Source organism: Chitinophaga sancti, assembly GCF_034087045.1.
GTDB classification, from domain to species: Bacteria; Bacteroidota; Bacteroidia; order Chitinophagales; family Chitinophagaceae; genus Chitinophaga; species Chitinophaga sancti_B.
Genome location: NZ_CP139247.1, coordinates 7,965,175 through 7,982,638 on the forward strand (window position 1 = coordinate 7,965,175; position 17,464 = coordinate 7,982,638).

18 protein-coding genes are annotated in these 17,464 nt (G+C 44.3%); 3 read left to right on the forward strand and 15 right to left on the reverse strand.

The window, feature by feature from the left end; all coding sequences use genetic code 11:
• Positions 1-48 precede the first annotated feature (48 nt).
• From nuoF to SIO70_RS31960, 9 genes are all read right to left on the reverse strand, one after another.
• A complete protein-coding gene (nuoF, locus tag SIO70_RS31920; protein ID WP_320577773.1) occupies positions 49-1,413 on the reverse strand; it encodes an NADH-quinone oxidoreductase subunit NuoF in 1,365 nt (454 codons plus the stop codon).
• Between the two features lie 28 nt (positions 1,414-1,441).
• Positions 1,442-1,927 (reverse strand): NADH-quinone oxidoreductase subunit NuoE, encoded by a 486-nt coding sequence (gene nuoE, locus SIO70_RS31925; RefSeq protein WP_320577774.1) that lies wholly within the window; start codon positions 1,925-1,927, stop codon positions 1,442-1,444.
• A 40-nt stretch (positions 1,928-1,967) separates the two neighbouring features.
• Entirely contained in the window at positions 1,968-3,185 is a 1,218-nt protein-coding gene (locus SIO70_RS31930) for an NADH-quinone oxidoreductase subunit D (RefSeq protein ID WP_320577776.1), read from the reverse strand.
• Between the two features lie 17 nt (positions 3,186-3,202).
• Complete coding sequence (locus SIO70_RS31935; RefSeq protein WP_320577778.1) at positions 3,203-3,724, reverse strand: NADH-quinone oxidoreductase subunit C; 522 nt, start codon at positions 3,722-3,724, stop codon at positions 3,203-3,205.
• 51 nt (positions 3,725-3,775) lie between these two features.
• Positions 3,776-4,339: an NADH-quinone oxidoreductase subunit B gene (locus SIO70_RS31940; protein ID WP_083720319.1), complete on the reverse strand. Its 564-nt coding sequence runs from the start codon at positions 4,337-4,339 to the stop codon at positions 3,776-3,778.
• A gap of 83 nt (positions 4,340-4,422) precedes the next feature.
• The gene (locus SIO70_RS31945; RefSeq protein WP_320577781.1) at positions 4,423-4,815 is read right to left on the reverse strand and encodes an NADH-quinone oxidoreductase subunit A; all 393 of its coding nucleotides are present in this window, start codon (positions 4,813-4,815) and stop codon (positions 4,423-4,425) included.
• Between the two features lie 157 nt (positions 4,816-4,972).
• Complete coding sequence (locus SIO70_RS31950; RefSeq protein ID WP_320577782.1) at positions 4,973-6,688, reverse strand: tetratricopeptide repeat protein; 1,716 nt, start codon at positions 6,686-6,688, stop codon at positions 4,973-4,975.
• A 37-nt stretch (positions 6,689-6,725) separates the two neighbouring features.
• A complete protein-coding gene (locus tag SIO70_RS31955) occupies positions 6,726-7,649 on the reverse strand; it encodes a substrate-binding domain-containing protein (protein ID WP_320577784.1) in 924 nt (307 codons plus the stop codon).
• 19 nt (positions 7,650-7,668) lie between these two features.
• Positions 7,669-7,908: a hypothetical protein gene (locus SIO70_RS31960; protein WP_320577785.1), complete on the reverse strand. Its 240-nt coding sequence runs from the start codon at positions 7,906-7,908 to the stop codon at positions 7,669-7,671.
• Positions 7,909-8,345: 437 nt separating this feature from the next.
• On the opposite strand from SIO70_RS31960, the gene SIO70_RS31965 reads away from it, so the two are divergent.
• The 3 genes from SIO70_RS31965 to SIO70_RS31975 are packed head-to-tail and all read left to right on the forward strand — an operon-like array spanning position 8,346 to position 11,139.
• Complete coding sequence (locus SIO70_RS31965; RefSeq protein WP_320577787.1) at positions 8,346-8,786, forward strand: low molecular weight protein-tyrosine-phosphatase; 441 nt, start codon at positions 8,346-8,348, stop codon at positions 8,784-8,786.
• A gap of 11 nt (positions 8,787-8,797) precedes the next feature.
• Positions 8,798-10,150: a histidine--tRNA ligase gene (gene hisS / locus SIO70_RS31970; protein ID WP_320577789.1), complete on the forward strand. Its 1,353-nt coding sequence runs from the start codon at positions 8,798-8,800 to the stop codon at positions 10,148-10,150.
• Positions 10,151-10,155: 5 nt separating this feature from the next.
• Positions 10,156-11,139, forward strand: coding sequence for a cation diffusion facilitator family transporter (locus SIO70_RS31975; RefSeq protein WP_320577791.1), 984 nt, complete (start codon positions 10,156-10,158; stop codon positions 11,137-11,139).
• A 104-nt stretch (positions 11,140-11,243) separates the two neighbouring features.
• Here SIO70_RS31975 and SIO70_RS31980 read toward each other — a convergent pair whose 3' ends face one another.
• The 6 genes from SIO70_RS31980 to SIO70_RS32005 form a co-directional block, all read right to left on the reverse strand.
• On the reverse strand, positions 11,244-13,214 hold the full coding sequence (locus tag SIO70_RS31980) for a protein-disulfide reductase DsbD family protein (RefSeq protein ID WP_320577793.1): 1,971 nt from the start codon (positions 13,212-13,214) through the stop codon (positions 11,244-11,246).
• A gap of 116 nt (positions 13,215-13,330) precedes the next feature.
• Positions 13,331-13,786 (reverse strand): protein-disulfide reductase DsbD domain-containing protein, encoded by a 456-nt coding sequence (locus SIO70_RS31985; RefSeq protein WP_083720310.1) that lies wholly within the window; start codon positions 13,784-13,786, stop codon positions 13,331-13,333.
• Between the two features lie 49 nt (positions 13,787-13,835).
• On the reverse strand, positions 13,836-14,528 hold the full coding sequence (gene purQ, locus SIO70_RS31990) for a phosphoribosylformylglycinamidine synthase I (protein WP_320577798.1): 693 nt from the start codon (positions 14,526-14,528) through the stop codon (positions 13,836-13,838).
• Positions 14,529-14,688: 160 nt separating this feature from the next.
• The gene (locus SIO70_RS31995; protein WP_320577800.1) at positions 14,689-15,675 is read right to left on the reverse strand and encodes a hypothetical protein; all 987 of its coding nucleotides are present in this window, start codon (positions 15,673-15,675) and stop codon (positions 14,689-14,691) included.
• 52 nt (positions 15,676-15,727) lie between these two features.
• A complete protein-coding gene (locus SIO70_RS32000; protein WP_320577802.1) occupies positions 15,728-16,318 on the reverse strand; it encodes a Crp/Fnr family transcriptional regulator in 591 nt (196 codons plus the stop codon).
• 9 nt (positions 16,319-16,327) lie between these two features.
• The gene (locus tag SIO70_RS32005) at positions 16,328-17,401 is read right to left on the reverse strand and encodes a tetratricopeptide repeat protein (RefSeq protein WP_320577804.1); all 1,074 of its coding nucleotides are present in this window, start codon (positions 17,399-17,401) and stop codon (positions 16,328-16,330) included.
• Between the last annotated feature and the right edge of the window lie 63 nt (positions 17,402-17,464).

Consider the following 17,464-nt stretch of genomic DNA (forward strand, 5'->3'; position numbering starts at 1 on the left):
AAAGGCGCTCGTTCTTTACACGAAACGTCGTGTTAGTATTGTTGATTCTTATACTGCGGCAGGGGCAGCGATTTCCAGCGGATCTGCATAGTGTGCAAGACCGAAGTTGCGCGTTTGCGCTTCTTCAGGATTCAACACATGCCACTCAAATTCATCGCGGAAGTGACGGATAGCAGCAGCTACCGGCCAGGCAGCAGCATCACCCAATGGGCAGATGGTGTTACCTTCTATCTTACGCTGAATATCCCACAACAGATCTATATCGCTCATTTTACCTTTACCCTTCTCAATGTTCCTGAGCACTCGCTCCATCCATCCGGTACCTTCACGACATGGGCTACATTGTCCGCAGCTTTCGTGGTGGTAGAAACGGGCAAAAGTTAAGGTGTTTTTCACAATGCACTGGTCTTCGTCCAGTACGATGAAACCACCGGAACCCAGCATTGTACCGGTAGCAAAACCACCGTCAGCCAGGCTTTCGTAAGTCATCATGCGCGGTTCACCTTTTGCTGTTTTCAGCAGCAGGTTAGCAGGCAGGATAGGTACGGAGCTACCACCCGGAATGCACGCTTTCAGACGTTTTCCATTTGGGATACCTCCGCAATATTCATCAGAGTAAATAAATTCTTCTACTGAAATGTTCATCTCAATTTCATACACCCCTGGTTTGTTGATATTACCACAGGCAGAAATGAGTTTGGTACCGGTTGATTTACCAGTGCCATATTTGGCGTATTCTTCACCGCCGATACGCAGAATCGGTACTACGGTAGCCAGTGTTTCCACATTGTTTACCACAGTCGGACAATCGTATAAACCTTTCACCGCAGGGAATGGAGGTTTGATACGTGGATTACCACGCTTACCTTCCAGGCTTTCGATCAGGGCAGTTTCCTCACCACAGATGTAAGCACCTGCACCACGTTGTACATATATTTCAAGATCAAAACCGGTGCCCTGGATATTTTTCCCCAGCCAACCGTTTTTCTTTGCATCAGCAATTGCTTCTTCAAGAATATCAGGGATCCATGCGTATTCACCACGGATGTAGATATAACAGGTATTACATCCCAGGGTATAGCTGGAGATGAGCAGACCTTCTATCAACAGGTGAGGAATGAATTCCATCAGGTAACGGTCTTTGAAAGTACCTGGCTCAGATTCATCGGCATTACATACCAGGTAGCGGGGTACGCCTTCCGGTTTTGCAATGAAACTCCATTTCATACCGGTAGGGAAACCAGCACCTCCACGGCCTCTCAGACCGCTTTTCTTCACCTCTTCCAGCACCAGCTCAGGCGTCATGCTTTTCAATGCTTTCTCCGCCGATCCGTAGCCGCCGTTAGCCCGGTATACATCATAATACCGGATATTTTCTATATGTGCTTTGTCAAAAAGTAATTTGCGTCCCATCTTACTATTATGATTTGTAGATTGGCTTTTAGTTTGCGTTTGCCCTGCATTCTGCAATGATGGCATCTACCTTTTCAGGTGTCAGGTGTTCTCTGTAGTGCTTACCCAGCTGCATCATCGGCGCGTAGCCGCAGGCACCCAGGCATTCTACTGCTTTCAGAGTAAAGAGGCCGTCTTTCGTCGTCTCTCCCACTCCTATTTCCAGTTTCTTTTTAATATAGTCGATGATATTGTCTGAACCGCGCAGCATGCAGGGGCCAGTCTGGCACACCTCGAATACATGCTTGCCTACCGGCTGCAGGTTAAACATTGAGTAAAAGGTAGCCACTTCATACACTTCAATTGGCTTTATCTGCAGCAGGGAAGCTACGTAATCCATAGTCTCTGTGCTGAGCCAACCGCCAAACGCTTCCTGTGCAAGGTGCAACACCGGAATAAGCGCACTTTTCTGTCTACCCTGAGGATAGCGGGCGATGATCTCCTTTACTTTATTCAGCTTCTCTTCTGAAAACATATTCTATAGTTAAAAAAAACAAAAAGGCGTTTCGTTTGCTTTATGCATCCAGCTCTCCTGCAATCAGGTTCAGGCTACTCATACAAATCAGGGCATCACTCAGCATGGCACCCTTGATCAGTTCACCATAAGCCTGGTAATATATGAAGCACGGACGGCGGAAATGCAACCTGTAAGGGCTACGGCCTCCATCACTGATGAGGTAAAAGCCCAGCTCCCCGTTGGCACCTTCTACAGCATTGTACAATTCGCCTGGCAAAATATCGGATTCACCCATGATGATCTTGAAGTGATAAATGAGTGCTTCCATTTTGGTGTATACATCGCTCTTGTCTGGCAGGTAATATGCCGGAACATCTGCATGGTATATATCGGAGGGCAGGCCTTTCACTTTATCCATCGCCTGACGGATAATGCTGAGACTTTCCCACATTTCACCATTACGAACCAGGAAACGGTCATAACAGTCACCGGTGCTACCTACTGGTATAGAAAATTCAAAATCTTCGTAAGAGGAATAAGGATGAGCTACACGTAAATCGTAATCCACACCGGCAGCACGCAGGTTAGGACCAGTAAAACCATAGTTCATCGCTCTTTCAGCACTGATTGGACCTACGCCCTGTGTACGCTCCATAAAAATACGGTTACGGTTCATCAGGATTTCGAACTCTTTCAGGGCTTTAGGAAACTCAACCAGGAATGTTTCGATCTTCTCGAAAGCTGCTGGTGTAAAGTTTCTTTCAAAACCACCCACACGACCAATGTTGGTAGTGAGGCGGGATCCACAGATTTCTTCGTAGATCTCATAAGCCAGCTCACGCCAGCGCATGAGGTACAGGAACCCGGTGAAGGCGCCGGTATCTACACCTACAACCCCATTACAGATCAGGTGATCACAGATACGTGCCAGCTCCATAATGATCACACGCAGGTAGTCCACACGCTTAGGGGTTTGAATACCCAGCAGTTTTTCTACAGTAATGTGCCATCCCATATTATTGATAGGAGAAGAACAGTAGTTCAGACGGTCTGTAAGAGGAGTAATCTGGTAGTAAGGACGACGTTCTGCAATCTTCTCGAATGCACGGTGGATATACCCCACAGTAGATTCGGAACTGACAACACGCTCACCGTCTATTTCCAATATATTTTGAAACACCCCGTGTGTAGCAGGGTGGGTAGGTCCGAGGTTGAGAGTTTGTGTAACCCTTTCAATAGATCCTTCCGGAAGTGTTATATTATGTTGCTCTGACATGATCAACGAATAATTAATTATATGCCAATATGCCCGCCGCGGCCGAACATTTCATCATCTTTATCTATACGAGACTGGTCTTCCAGTGGGAATTCCTTACGCATTGGGAAGTAATCCATCTCATCCACGTTCAGGATACGCTTCAGGTTTGGATGCCCTACGAAGTTGACACCAAAGAAGTCGTAAGTTTCACGCTCCATCCAGTTTGCAGATTCAAACAGGCGGGTAGCAGTAAATACTCTTGGATCTTCCACACTGGTATAAACCTTCATACGAAGTCTTACACGCTGGGCAAAATTGTAGAGATGGTATACTACTGCCAGCTCTTCTCCAGTACGATCAGGATAGTGCACAGCAGTGAGGTCTGTTAAAAAACGAAATTGCAGCTCCTCATCATCGTAAAGGAACTGCATCACTTTCAGGTTCAGATCTTTAGGTACTGTAAAATTAAGCATCCCAAAGGTTTCTTCCACCTGTGAGACAGCCTCACCAAACTTGTCGGTTAGTCGTTGTTTAATATTGTCGTTAGTCAAGGACATTGCAGTGTATATTTAAGAACACAGATACAGGAGTAAAGTGTATCGTGATCTTTATTGTATGCCGTAGGAATTCAACAGTTCTTTGTACTTATCGGAATGGCGGCGACGCAGGCTTTCCTGACCAATCAGGTCCTGGATACGCATAAAGCCATCAATAATTGCTTCAGGACGTGGAGGGCATCCTGGTACATATACATCAACCGGGATGACCTGGTCAATGCCCTGTAAAACGGAATAGGTATCAAATACACCACCGCTGCTGGCGCAGGCGCCTACAGCGATTACCCAGCGTGGCTCAGCCATCTGCAGGTATACCTGACGTAATACAGGTCCCATTTTCTTGGAGATAGTACCCATTACCATCAGCAAATCACACTGACGAGGGGTAAATGCCATCCTTTCTGCACCGAAACGTGCCAGATCATAAGTAGACGCCATCGTTGCCATGAATTCGATTCCACAGCAGGAAGTGGCGAAAGGCAGCGGCCAGATGGAGTTTTTACGTGCCAGACCTATCGCTTTGTCAAACGAAGTCGCAAAAAAACCTTCCCCGGAATATCCCTCAGGGATTTCCACTGTCTTCACTTTCGTATTATACTGAACCGGACGTGCCATAACCTTTCAGATTTAAAATTTCAATATCAGATTTGTTCCCTTTAGCAGGCACAGCTTCACATCGGGCTGTGTGCCATATTCTATTAATCTTCCCATTTCAGGGCTCCCTTCTTGAGTATATAGAGGAAACCTACCATAAAAAATGCCACAAACATCAACATAGCCATAAACCCTTCCCAACCCAACAGACGGAAATTAATCGCATAAGGATAAAAGAAAATAACTTCCACGTCGAAGAGTACGAACAGGATAGCCACCAGGAAGTATTTAATAGCTACTGGCTGACGGGCGTTACCGTGTTGTTCAATCCCACTTTCGAAGGTAGCCAGTTTGTCTTTGGTTTTCCTTTTAGGACCCAAAAAGTGAGTGGCGAACATGGTAAGACCTACAAAACCCAGCGCAGCTATTAACTGTAATACAATAGGAAAATAGCTAAAAGGAGTAGTTGCTGACAATAATACTGTGTCTATAAACATAAGCTTCCCTATAAATCGTTCATCAGAATGAGCAAAAATAGGCTAAGTCTAGCAATATTCAAATCTATTGAAGGATTAAAATATTATGTTTTTTCCCCAACCGGAAATAAAAAAACCCCGGCAGTCGCCGGGGTTTTCTATTTAAAGCTCAGTTTGCTTATTTCTTGTTTCCCTGAGGAGCAGGCTTGGAGCTGGATTTAGCCCTGTTTGCCAGGTTTTCTTTGATCGCAGCAACAGTAGCGTTGTTAGGATCGATAGAAGCTACCTTGTCCATCCAGATCTTCATATTAGCATCATCATCTTTGTTGTAATAGTAAATCATCAGGTACTGATAAGGGAACATCAGCTGGCTTGGCTTCAGTTTCTCATCACCCTTGATCTCAAACAGATGCTGGAAGTATGGCAGGGCTACACCTTCTTTTGCTTCCGGATCTTTCGCCATGTTTGCACGACCTCTCCAATAAGTACCCAGTACTTCCTGAGCAGGATATTTAGCTATGAACTGCCCCCAGGTAGAATCTGCCTGATTGTATTCGTGTGCGTAGATTTCCATGGTACCTTTCCAGAACATATCCTGGATCTTACCAGTATTTTTCTCATCAGAGAATTCATTTACCAGTTTACCATACCATTCTGCTGATTTTTTGGTAGCACCCATAGCTTTGAAGGACTCAGCTACGTTCCTGTATTTTTCTGCATCTTTTGCAGTGTCAGCAAGTGCGTATTTTTCCAGGTACATAGCTGCCAGGGAGTCGTTCTGAGCTCTCTGCGCAGAATCACCCACGTTTGCCTGGTATACAGCGCTTAACAGTTTGTAGTCGTTAGCCACCAGTTTGGAATCACCTGCCGCTTTTGCGTAAGCTTCCATTTCAGTTTTAGCGGTAGCTGTATCTCCTTTCTGCAGGTAAGCATCTGCCAGCAGACGGGTAAATTTACCTCTGTTAGCTTCTGTTGTCTGTGGCAATACAGATTTAGCTTTGCTGATAGCTGCATCATATTCTTTCTTGAAGAAAGAGATAGCTGCCAGGTTATACTCATTTTCCAGTTTACCAGCACCTTCACCTACTACGCTCATATATTTCTCCAGGTACTTAGCTGCATTTTCCAGTGACAGCTGAGCTTTGGTTGGAGTAATATAGAATTCGTACAGCTGATAGTACGCAGGACCATAGTTAGGATCCATGTTGGTTGCTTTCGTCCAGTCGTTTACTGCATCCTGCAGCAGCTTGGCATTGTAGTTTACCAGACCTTCTTTCATGGTAGCTTCAGCACTGTTAGGATCCAGCTCTAAAGCCTTCTCATAAGTGTTGATCGCTTTACCACCATTTTCACCACCCAGCATACGGTATGCATCACCCAGCTCGATATAGTCAGCAGCGGTAGCTGTATAAACTTCTTTTTTCTTACGACCTTCGTTGTTCAGCAATTTCTCCATGACACTCGCAGCATAACCGCGGTCACCACCCTTAACTTCAGAGTTAGCATCTGCGATCGCACGGGCTACATCGCCATTACGACCCTGGGTTGCAGCAGTAGCAGCTTCAAACTTCTGCTTTGCAGCAGCAGCATCACCTTTCAATAGATCCAGTCTGCCCATACCCACCTGCAATAAAGAGGATGTAGGAACTGCTGTCAGACCTTTCTGAAAAGTAGCAGCAGCACCGTTGTTATCACCCAAACCTAACTGAGCAATACCGAGATAATAATATGCTCTTTCTTCAGTAGGCTTGGCGGCTATTACTTTTTCCAGGTCTTGTTTGGCTGTTTCATACTTGCCATAATACAGGTCTTTCAATCCATCTTCTACAGATTGAGCCATTGCGCCGTTCGCGACGCACAGCATTGCAACAATTAAACTTTTCCGTCTGTTCATGAGCAATCCGGTTTTTAATTTTAGTTGTGTTAGTTTTTTACTTGATGTTCGCTTCCCTAAACACGATGTTCAATCTCGCAGGGAACAGTTTGAATTTACCTATCACCATTTGTCCTTCTTGTCCTCCGAGGAAGGTAGCGAACCCGGACCCCAACCCACTGTAAGGCTCTTTTAAGCAAAAGAATAAACCTCTTTTCAGCGGATATGAACCGAGAGCAATATATGCCTGAAATGGTTTTACAAATTCTGAACCATTATCAGCACGCACCTTCACTACGTTCACCTTGTTTGTAAATTCTATTGCCTGGGCATCGTTGGTATCTGATATCCAGCTTACCCCAATTACTCCCAGTGCATCTTTTGATTTAGCCACATAATCAACCACTTCAGGATTGGTTTTTGCCGCCATTACATTCTTTGGCAATGCCTTTCCCTTGTTGATTGAATCCTGGATATATCTTACCGTACTTGAATTCGAATTGTCAAAAATGATTTGCCATTTTTTTTCCGTATCTGTTCCGTCCATTATGTTACGCACCTGGTCCAAAGTGAGGATGGAATCCGGATTACTATGATTAGTAATCAATGCTACGCCATCCCAGGCGAGCAACATACTTTGTGGCGATATCTTAACTTTTTTCAAATAATCCAGCTCCTGCTGATTGAAGTCCCTGGTTACGAGGATCAATCGAGCACTGTCAGCCATCAGGTCTCTGAAACAGTCTACTTCGGGTTTGTATTCCGCAATGATATGAGCTTTCGGATAAAGTGACTCAAAAACTTTTATTTCCGACTCAATCAACGGTCTGTATGTTTCATCTACACTTATTTTAATGGTGCCGGAAGTTGGCGTATCCTGCACCTGACCTGTTTTATTGTTCGATGTACAGGATGACAAGATAATCATTGTTGCCAACAATGCGATATAATTCCGGTTCCTTTTAATGATACTGGTAAACATATGCCTGACTATTAAATCGTTAATTCCTGTTAAAAAATGCATTTTTCACTCCACGGTATACGCGGAAAATACCATAAGCGATCAGGACCCCTCCAAATATAGTGAGTACAGTCTGCGACACCTGGAACTGCCCGAAGCCGAGACGTTCAGCAAATATTGCAAATAATCCAAAGAGCATAAAAAATAACCCTCTAATTAACTCTCCAAGTGAGCGGTAATCGATGCTCATATTCCTTTTACCAGATCTTTCGTGTTCCATCAGCATTGTTGCGAATTACAAGTATACAAAAAAAAATTTCTAAACAAATACCTGTTCTATTAGAAGATTGTCAAGAAAAATGGGTTGCATGCTAAACGTACAACTAGAAAATCCGCCACTAGCGCAGGTTTAGTAAACGTCTGGCATTCATACATTTTTTCATATTCAATCTACAGTTAATTATGAACGAAGTTGTTAAAACCTTGTTAATACTAAGTAGAATCAAATTTCCCCCTATTTGCAGTATATACGAGAATAATCTTCATCATAGTATCACGTAATTATTATATAGATGCTACATAATCTAAATTCCATAACTCATGCCAGTTACACTGCACCAGCCCTGACAGTGCCCCAATTCCCGCCCCGCGGGCCTTTGAGCAAAATTGAGGCAGATTAATAAAATAATGTTAAAATCTTGTAGGTTTGCGGCAATTATGAAAATATTAATGGTTTGTCTGGGTAATATTTGCCGCTCTCCCCTCGCAGAAGGCATCCTCAGACATCTGGCAGACGAAAAAGGGCTGAACTGGGACATCGATTCAGCCGGCACTGGCAACTGGCACGTGGGCGACCCACCAGACAGACGTTCTGTTAAGGTGGCCAGGCAACATGGCATAGATATTTCAGGCCTCAGAGGCCGCCAGTTCCAGGTAAGCGACTTCGACGAATTTGACCGCATCTTCGTCATGGACCTGGACAATTACCGCGATGTGCTGCGCAAAGCCCGCACTGAAACTGACAAAGCAAAAGTACAGCTGCTCCTTGATAACCAGGAACCTGTACCCGATCCATGGTACGACGACGCCCTCTTCGAACCAGTTTATAATATGATCTATAAAGCCTGCCAACACATAGTGACAGGCACTGATATATAAAAATCAAAACGATGATAAAACCCAGTATACCAAAAGGTACCCGTGACTTCGGCCCTGTGGTAGTAAGGAAAAGGCAGTATATTTTTCAGACAATCCGCGAAACATTCGAACTGTTTGGCTTTCAGCCGCTGGAAACCCCTGCCATGGAACAAATGGATACCCTGACCGGTAAATATGGTGAGGAAGGAGATAAACTGATTTTTAAAATTCTTGATAACGGCGAGATACTGGGCCGTGCCCAGCAAGCAAAAGATAGCCGGGAACTGGGGATACTGCTGTGCGAAAAAGCATTGCGCTATGACCTCACCATTCCTTTCGCAAGGTTCGTGGTGATGAATCAGAATGATCTGGCGTTTCCTTTTAAAAGGTATCAGATGCAACCGGTATGGCGTGGCGATCGCCCTGCTAAAGGCCGCTACCGCGAATTTTACCAATGTGATGCCGATATCGTAGGTAGCAATTCCCTGATCAATGAGGTCGAATTGCTCATGATTTACGATACCGTATTCACAAAACTAGGGATGGAAGGCTATGAAATCAGAATCAATAACAGGAAAATCCTGGGCGCATTGGCGGAAGTAGCTGGTAAACCTGAGTTATTGACGGATATTACCATCGCTATCGACAAACTTGACAAAATTGGACTGGATGCCGTAAAACAAGAACTATCCGAACGTGGCCTGAATGATAGCGAAATCTCAATTATTTCAAATTTTCTCAACATTGAGGGGAATAATGAGGAAAAATTGCAACAATTAGGCGAACTGTTCAAAAATAATGAAACCGGCAAAAAAGGCATTGAAGAGCTGACATATGTGCTCCATTCTCAGCCAGGTTCGTTTAAAACCACCCCTATTCTTGATGTAACCCTTGCCCGCGGCCTGAACTATTACACTGGAATGATCGTGGAAGTAAAAGCACCAGCATCCGTAAAAATGGGTAGCATCGGCGGCGGTGGCCGTTATGATGACCTCACTGGCCTCTTTGGTCTGCCTAACCTCTCTGGTGTTGGTATCTCCTTCGGCGTAGACCGTATCTACGATGTACTCGAAGAATTACAACTCTTCCCGGCTACTGCCCAGCAAGGTACCCGCGTGCTCATCTTTAATATGGATGCGAACACGACTGGCGTAGCTTTCCCTATGCTGGCCGGCCTCCGTGCCCGTGGTATCTCTGCTGAACTCTACCACGAGCCGGCTAAAATGGATAAGCAAATGAAATATGCAAATAAACGCGGTATCCCATTTGTAATCATCATGGGTGAAAGTGAAGTGAATGAAGGCGTGCTCAGTATCAAAAATATGGTGAGCGGCCAACAGGAAAAGATCGCTGTATCTGCATTGGATAACTATAGCTTCGAATAAACCATATGACTACTACTTTCACCCTGGATGCTCAGATTCAGGGTGAAAGTAGTTCTCCTCCCCTACCTTCGGCATACTTTTATAAGGATAATAGTATGCACCCAAATAGAACTGTAAATATCGCCCTGGCAGCTAACCTCCTGATTGCCATCATTAAATTCATTTCAGGCTTTGTTACCCGCAGCACCGCCATGCTCTCCGAAGGGGTGCACTCCTTAGTCGATACCGCCAACCAGCTGCTACTCCTCCTTGGTATCCGCCTCAGCAAGAAATCTGCTGACGCCAAACGACCTTTTGGCTATGGCAAGGAACTCTATTTCTGGTCATTCATCGTCTCTTTACTGATCTTCGCCATCGGTGGTAGTATCTCTATCTTTCAGGGTATCAGTCACCTGCGTCATCCCGTCCCCCAACAGGATCCATTCTGGAACTACATTGTGCTGGCCTGTTCTTTCCTCTTCGATGGAGGTTCCCTTGTTGTGGCTATTATAGAATTCAAAAAAGTAAAAGGTAAAAAGTCGTGGTGGACGGCAGTACATCAGAGTAAGGACCCCGCCAGTTTTCTCGTATTATTCGAAGACAGTGCTGCTGTATTAGGATTAGCCGTGGTAGCACTCATGATTTACCTGGGTCACAAACTCAATAATCCATATTTAGATGGTGTCGCATCTTTAATAGTAGGTGTACTCCTCACTGTCGTTTCTATATTGCTGGCCCGCGAAAGCCGTAGCTTGCTAATGGGTGAAGGCATCGCCACGGCTACACAATTCAAAATCCGTAGCATTGTGGAAAATGACGAAGCTGTTGAAAATGTATTGCAGATCTTCTCTACCTATCAATCTCCTGAAGAGGTAATGCTATTATTATTAGTACGCTTCAAAGAAAACCTGGATACCCATGAAATAACAGACGCCATTGAACGAATCAAAGCCGCCATCAAAATAGAATTCCCTTTTGCCCATTACATCATTATCACCCCAGGGCAATAATAACCGCCCCCAACGACGCCAGCCGAAAAAACAAACCTTCTTCCTTGCCGCCGCAGGCCACCCAGTAACAAAAAGGGCCGCTTTCTCAAGCAGCCCCCTATTTTTTATTTTACTTTATTATATGCTTCCAACCCCTTCTTCAACCAATCCGCATACTTATCCACATCCGGTGTATACCCCACCGGCGTAGTCAACAACTGCTCATCCGGACTAATCAACACATAATACGGCTGTGAATTATTAATAAAATTCTCCGTCTGCATCGTCGCATACTTATCTCCTATCGTCTTTATCTCTTTCTTCTGACCATTTGTCGTTGTATACAAAAACTGCTGATCTTCAGGCAATACCTTCCTGTCATCCACATACAATGACACCAGAATATAATCATCTTCTATCAGATGCTTCACTTCCTTTGTCGTCCACACATTCTCCTCCATCTTCCGGCAATTCACACACGCCCAACCTGTAAAGTCAATCAGAATTGGCTTATGCTGTGCCTTCGCCAGCTCCAATGCTTTCTCATAATCATTCACCACATTCGCTTCCACACCTTTCACACGATTATTATAAATACTATAACTCAACGGTGGCGGAAAACCACTGATAAGTTTACGGTTAGCCCACTCTGTATTGCTCAAACCAGGCAACATATAAATTGTCAGTACACTAAACACGACAATAAAAGCCCAACGGGTAATGCTGAACTTCTTAATAGGAGAATCATGCGGAAAACGGATCTTACCCAACAAATACAACACAATCAGGATACCACAAATGATCCACACAGCAAAGAAAATCTCTCTTTTCACAATGCCCCAGTGTTCTACCAGATCAGCATTAGAAAGGAACTTAATCGCCATTCCTATTTCAATGAAACCCAGTACCACCTTTACAGAAGACAACCATCCACCGGATTTTGGCAATGCACTCAATAAATTAGGGAACAACGCAAACAAAGCGAAAGGCAATGCCAATGCAAAACCAAATCCCGCCATACCCGCTGTGAGCTGTACTGCACCACCATCGGCAGACAATGCGCCTGCCAGCAATGAACCCAGTATAGGCCCCGTACAGGAGAAAGATACCAGCGCCAATGTAAGCGCCATAAAGAAAATACCTACCAGGCCACCTACACCGGACTTGCTATCTACCTTACTCGCCAGACTACTCGGAATGGTGATTTCAAACACCCCAAAGAACGAAATAGCAAATACAATGAAGATCACAAAGAACACAAGGTTCAACCACACATTGGTAGAGATATTATTAAAGATCTCCGGCGCAATACTATTCAGGAAATAAAAGGGTGTGCTCAATAATACATAAATTGCGAAAATGAAGAAACCATAAGTTACCGCATTCACTACCCCTTTCTTTCTGTCCTGCGACTTCTTGGTAAAGAAAGACACCGTCAGCGGAATCAATGGGAACACACAAGGTGTTACCAGCGCTACAAAACCACCGATCAGACCCAATAAGAAAATACCCCACAGGCTTTTCTTTTCATGCACCTGCTCTCCAGTTACAATGACTGCCTGATCCAATTTGATATTGCTACGCTTCAGCGAATTGACCGCATCAGCCGAAGCCTCCTGCAAACCTGCATCTACACTCACTAATGTACCCGAAGCATCTGCCTTGAATTTATATTTAAACTCTTCAGGACCGCCTATTTCTTCACCCTTCTGGAACATATAGTTCACAGCACCTTCCAGTGATTTCACTTCGCCATTCAGGTGAACAGCTACATTCAAAACCACTTTATCTTCAAAATATTTTACGACCGCATTGTCCAGCAGTGGCTCTTTCGCTTGTTTCAGACTGCCTTCTTCTGTGATAGTACCAATGGTGGCTAGGCTGTCAGCTACCACCCGGGTATTCACCAGGGCATCATCAGGCATTGTGGTGGAGAATACTTTCACTCCTTTCTCAATAGTCCCTGTAAAGTGCAACACATAATCCTGTGCGCCCTTCTTCTCTGCGGTATATTGCCAATGAACGACAGAATCGCTCTGCGCCTGTACCCCAAGGGCTGCCGCAATAAGTATAATGAATGTCAGCAAATGCTTCATATAGATAATAGGATTTAAAGACTGATTCCCATTTCAAACAATAAACGAGTTCCTCAGGGAACTCGTTTCAATTGACGTGTATGGAAAAACTGTGGTGTACAGCTTCCTGTATTAAATTATTTTCCTCCTACGGAAATAGCAAAGTCTACTGATTTTGGAGGCAGACACTCATGATCATCACAGGTCATGAATTCTACTGATCCTTTTACCTTGGTAGCTGCTTTACCTTTCACGGTTACCTTTTGTACGAAGTCTACCTGATTTTCGTAGTATTTCAGTTCTGAGTCAAAGTTCTTGTCAAAAGCCTTATGCAGCTTACCAACTTCAGTCACCTTACCCTCGTTTACTACCAGTGGGCTTTTAGTGAACTTGAAGGAGGTTGGTACCGGACCTTCTCCGGCTTCCTGTGCATACAGGTGCCAGCCACCTTCTATAGTAGCTGTCATGTGCAATTCATACGTGGTAGCGTTGATCTTCTTCGACGTAAAGCTCCACTTCACCGGATTCTCTATCTGCGCACTTGCCAGCAGGGGCAAAGCGAACAGACAGATCGCTGTTAATAATTGTTTCATACGTTTTTTTTAACTGGTTGGCTGATTTTATACTATACTTCTAAACAAATCAGTTGTTGTTGATCAGGCTCTGGAATATCAGCTGCCCATCGGTATTTCCCAGTACATCGCGGGTGGCCCTTTCAGGGTGAGGCATCATACCAAATACGTTGCGCTCCTTGTTGCAGATACCTGCAATGTTCAGGATAGCCCCGTTTGGATTTGCATCTTCCACAACGTTACCGAATTCGTCGCAATAGCGGAACAGGATCTGGTTGTTCGCCTGCAAACTTTCCAGCGTCGCCTTATCAGCATAATAACGCCCTTCACCATGTGCTACCGGAATCATCAGCGGACGACCGGTTACATCTTTAGTCATGGAAGCAACAGTATTCTCACTCTTCAGGTACACATTTTTACAAACGAACTGTTGATTCTCATTGCGCAACAAGGCGCCAGGTAACAGACCCGCTTCAACAAGGATCTGGAAACCATTACAAACTCCAATTACACGACCACCTTTATTTGCAAATTCGATCACGCTCTGCATCATTGGACTAAAACGGGCAATAGCACCACAACGCAGATAATCGCCATAAGAAAAACCACCTGGCAGTACAATGCAATCTTCTGTATTGAACATGCTCAGGTCTTTATCCTTGTGCCATAACTCTATCACTTCCTGCCCAAGGTCATTACGCAGGGCATCTATCATATCATGATCGCAATTAGAGCCAGGGAAGGTGACTACGCCGAATTTCATATTAAATAGTTGAATTTTATGGTCTTAAATATATCCTATTGATTTTAACCAATATTTACGACCTAGACCATTGGACGCAAAGTACCGGAAAAACCACAAAATTACTGTGCCGTTTGCACATTTCCATAGCCGTTCAAAATAAAAGCTGCTGAGAGTGACTTTAATGATTCGCACTAAACCACTGCATCACAATCACATATGCCACCGTTAGAATGTGAATTACATTGGCCATGGTATTGTTCCGGATAGCCCAATATACATTGGCGACGAAGATAGACAATGGCAATATGGCCAGTACCCAGTAAGCTGGAGAGAAATGTATATTAAAGAAAGGAATCAGCATGGCTACGAACACATATATTACCAATACTCCCCATATCTTCCTGCCCTGGATCAGCATCTTCTTCAGGCTTCGCTGCAATAGCAGCCATCCCAACAGGAAAAATACCACACTGAAAATGATGGCACCCCACACCTTATAGTGCAGTATGAGCTCTATTGAAAAACCAATTCTTGGGATTCTTGTGAATAATGCCCATTGGTCTGTGAGGAAAAGGTAAGTACCCAGCAAATACAGCGGACCTACCAGTCCCAATACGGCAATAATCCATTCTGCCAGTCGGAACGGCCTCATTATCAACAAGCTCATTAACAACAGCAGGCAGAATATAATAGCCGGGAAATAGAATAATCCACAAATACCAAGTGCAAACCCAATATTAAATACCACATCTCTGGCGGAGGTGCGGGTATATAGTAACGTAATGGAAGAGAATACCCACAGCATGATGAGGTTCACAAGCAAAGCAGGTGAAAATACATTCCAGCCTTCCAGCAGGGAGGTGAAAAGCATGTATGCCATGGCAGGTAAATAGTTCGGCTTGGCAAAGAGACGCTGGTGATTCACAATCTTAGTAATCAGCAAGGCCTGCAATAACAGGATCATGATAGCCAGGGAGGTAAAAAAGAACGGACTGGGGCCTACGAGTGCCTTCAGCCATTTTACCAGCAGGTCATATAATAACCCTTCAGAGCCGTCGGCCAGGTAAGTGGCCGGATGGAGAAGGTAATAGCACTTTACTACCAATGTATATATTAACAGCAGTAATACTGTTAGAGGGTTGCCGGAGCGGAAGAATTTAACCACAATCTAGTTCTCTTTTCTACTTTTGAAAGCGTTCCAAAGGTAAAGTAAAATATTAATTTTTTTTCTGCATCCGCTTTCTGATCCTGCTCAATGATGGACCCGCTATGCCAAGGTATGAGGCTATATGATATAACGGCACCTGGTTCACCAGATCCGGATGCTGCTCCACCATCTGTACATATCGCTCTTCCGGACTCTTAAAGAGAAAATCCTCTGTATGTTCCATCATCAGGTTAAAAGCCACCTCCGCTATATACCTCCCAAACCGCTCCCACTCATGAGATTGGTTATATAATGCCTGTAAATGATCGACATGTATATATAAAATGGTAGACTCTACCATACTCTCCGTATAAAAATTACAGGGCCGACGGGTCAAAAAGCTCTTAAATGCTGTCACCATCTGGTTTGTTGTATAAAACAGCATGTTCTTCTCCTCCCCGGTCTCCGCATTCACATAATAGGTGCGGAACACGCCATTCACAATGAAACCCAGATGCTTACACACATTCCTGTACTCATTATAATACTCACCCTTCTGGTACGTCCGCAATTCCCAATACGGTAATGACAAAGCAAAACTCTGCTCATCAATACCGCAAAAATTCCTTACTGCCGTTTCTAATTTTTCCAGTTCAGTCATACACTAAAGTTAGTACTTCGCTCTATAAAACTTATTCTCCTGTGTAATCTTCAAAGGGTTCTTCTTAAACCACCCTATAAAATCCTCCCATTCCTTCTTATGTTCCCCTCTCCATTCTTCAAACTGCTTATCATCTCCTTCCGCCAGGATCCAGTAGTTATATTCCTCCATGAAACCCGCATCTTTTACCTGCTGCTCATAGTCAAACAAGACTACCGGTGTCTTTTTCGCAAAGGGCATATTCTGGTAGTTTTCCACAAACCGGGTCCTGATCCTGTTTAAAGAAGGTAAATTTATAATCTTCTCCCCTGCCACGGACAGCAGCAATACAGGTTCATACACCATCACCCCAAAAGGCAGGTTGTACTTGCCATCCGGAGAAATTGCCATCACATTCTGCTTGCAAAAGCTCACCGTCACCGATGTATCGTCTTTAAACTGAATTTCCCCTTTATACGTCAGGTACAACTGCTTACTAATCTCGTCCGTCCGTTTGGACCCACGTTCCAGGTTCAAAAAGATCTCTCCATATATCATACCCCATACCTCCTCCTGTGTACTCAGAAAGATTTTGGACGCCCAGTAATAATTGGAAGGAAACATTGGATCCACCTCGATCCCCTTTTCAAAATAACCCAATGCTTTATTATAATCCTTGACACCAATCTCCATCACACCCCGTTCCAGGTACAGATTACCTGCATCCGGAAATGCCTTCAATCCTTTCTCATAGGCATCGAGGGCCTTATCCCGCTTGCCGGTCAGGTCATAGGCATTGCCTAACAGCTGGTACACACTGCTGTTGATATCCTTCCGCTTTGTCAGCTTTTTGGTAATATCGATCGCAGCACTATAATCCTGCTGCATGTATTTCGAGTACGCAATCTCGTAATAATAACTCCATTCATCCGGGTTCAGTTTAATCGCTTCTTCGAGCAATGGTATTGCTGCCGCTGGTTTTCCGTCTTCCATCATTGCAATGGCTGCTTTATACCTGGCATCCGCCGTATCCTTGTTTGCCTGTGCTATGGCAGATTGTCCCATCCAAATGCTCAATAACAGTAATAAGGTAATTTTTTGCATAAGAGGTTAAGTCGTTACGAATATAGGATGAAAAAAAAGCCCGGACTCCATAAGGAGTACCGG

What these genes read in the sequence shown, in the direction of transcription:
- nuoF (WP_320577773.1), bottom strand. Translation starts at nt 1,413, where the DNA reads ATGGGACGCAAATTACTTTTTGACAAAGCACATATAGAAAATATCCGG.
- nuoE (WP_320577774.1), bottom strand. Translation starts at nt 1,927, where the DNA reads ATGTTTTCAGAAGAGAAGCTGAATAAAGTAAAGGAGATCATCGCCCGC.
- SIO70_RS31930 (WP_320577776.1), bottom strand. Translation starts at nt 3,185, where the DNA reads ATGTCAGAGCAACATAATATAACACTTCCGGAAGGATCTATTGAAAGG.
- SIO70_RS31935 (WP_320577778.1), bottom strand. Translation starts at nt 3,724, where the DNA reads ATGTCCTTGACTAACGACAATATTAAACAACGACTAACCGACAAGTTT.
- SIO70_RS31940 (WP_083720319.1), bottom strand. Translation starts at nt 4,339, where the DNA reads ATGGCACGTCCGGTTCAGTATAATACGAAAGTGAAGACAGTGGAAATC.
- SIO70_RS31945 (WP_320577781.1), bottom strand. Translation starts at nt 4,815, where the DNA reads ATGTTTATAGACACAGTATTATTGTCAGCAACTACTCCTTTTAGCTAT.
- SIO70_RS31950 (WP_320577782.1), bottom strand. Translation starts at nt 6,688, where the DNA reads ATGAACAGACGGAAAAGTTTAATTGTTGCAATGCTGTGCGTCGCGAAC.
- SIO70_RS31955 (WP_320577784.1), bottom strand. Translation starts at nt 7,649, where the DNA reads ATGTTTACCAGTATCATTAAAAGGAACCGGAATTATATCGCATTGTTG.
- SIO70_RS31960 (WP_320577785.1), bottom strand. Translation starts at nt 7,908, where the DNA reads ATGGAACACGAAAGATCTGGTAAAAGGAATATGAGCATCGATTACCGC.
- SIO70_RS31965 (WP_320577787.1), top strand. Translation starts at nt 8,346, where the DNA reads ATGAAAATATTAATGGTTTGTCTGGGTAATATTTGCCGCTCTCCCCTC.
- hisS (WP_320577789.1), top strand. Translation starts at nt 8,798, where the DNA reads ATGATAAAACCCAGTATACCAAAAGGTACCCGTGACTTCGGCCCTGTG.
- SIO70_RS31975 (WP_320577791.1), top strand. Translation starts at nt 10,156, where the DNA reads ATGACTACTACTTTCACCCTGGATGCTCAGATTCAGGGTGAAAGTAGT.
- SIO70_RS31980 (WP_320577793.1), bottom strand. Translation starts at nt 13,214, where the DNA reads ATGAAGCATTTGCTGACATTCATTATACTTATTGCGGCAGCCCTTGGG.
- SIO70_RS31985 (WP_083720310.1), bottom strand. Translation starts at nt 13,786, where the DNA reads ATGAAACAATTATTAACAGCGATCTGTCTGTTCGCTTTGCCCCTGCTG.
- purQ (WP_320577798.1), bottom strand. Translation starts at nt 14,528, where the DNA reads ATGAAATTCGGCGTAGTCACCTTCCCTGGCTCTAATTGCGATCATGAT.
- SIO70_RS32000 (WP_320577802.1), bottom strand. Translation starts at nt 16,318, where the DNA reads ATGACTGAACTGGAAAAATTAGAAACGGCAGTAAGGAATTTTTGCGGT.
- SIO70_RS32005 (WP_320577804.1), bottom strand. Translation starts at nt 17,401, where the DNA reads ATGCAAAAAATTACCTTATTACTGTTATTGAGCATTTGGATGGGACAA.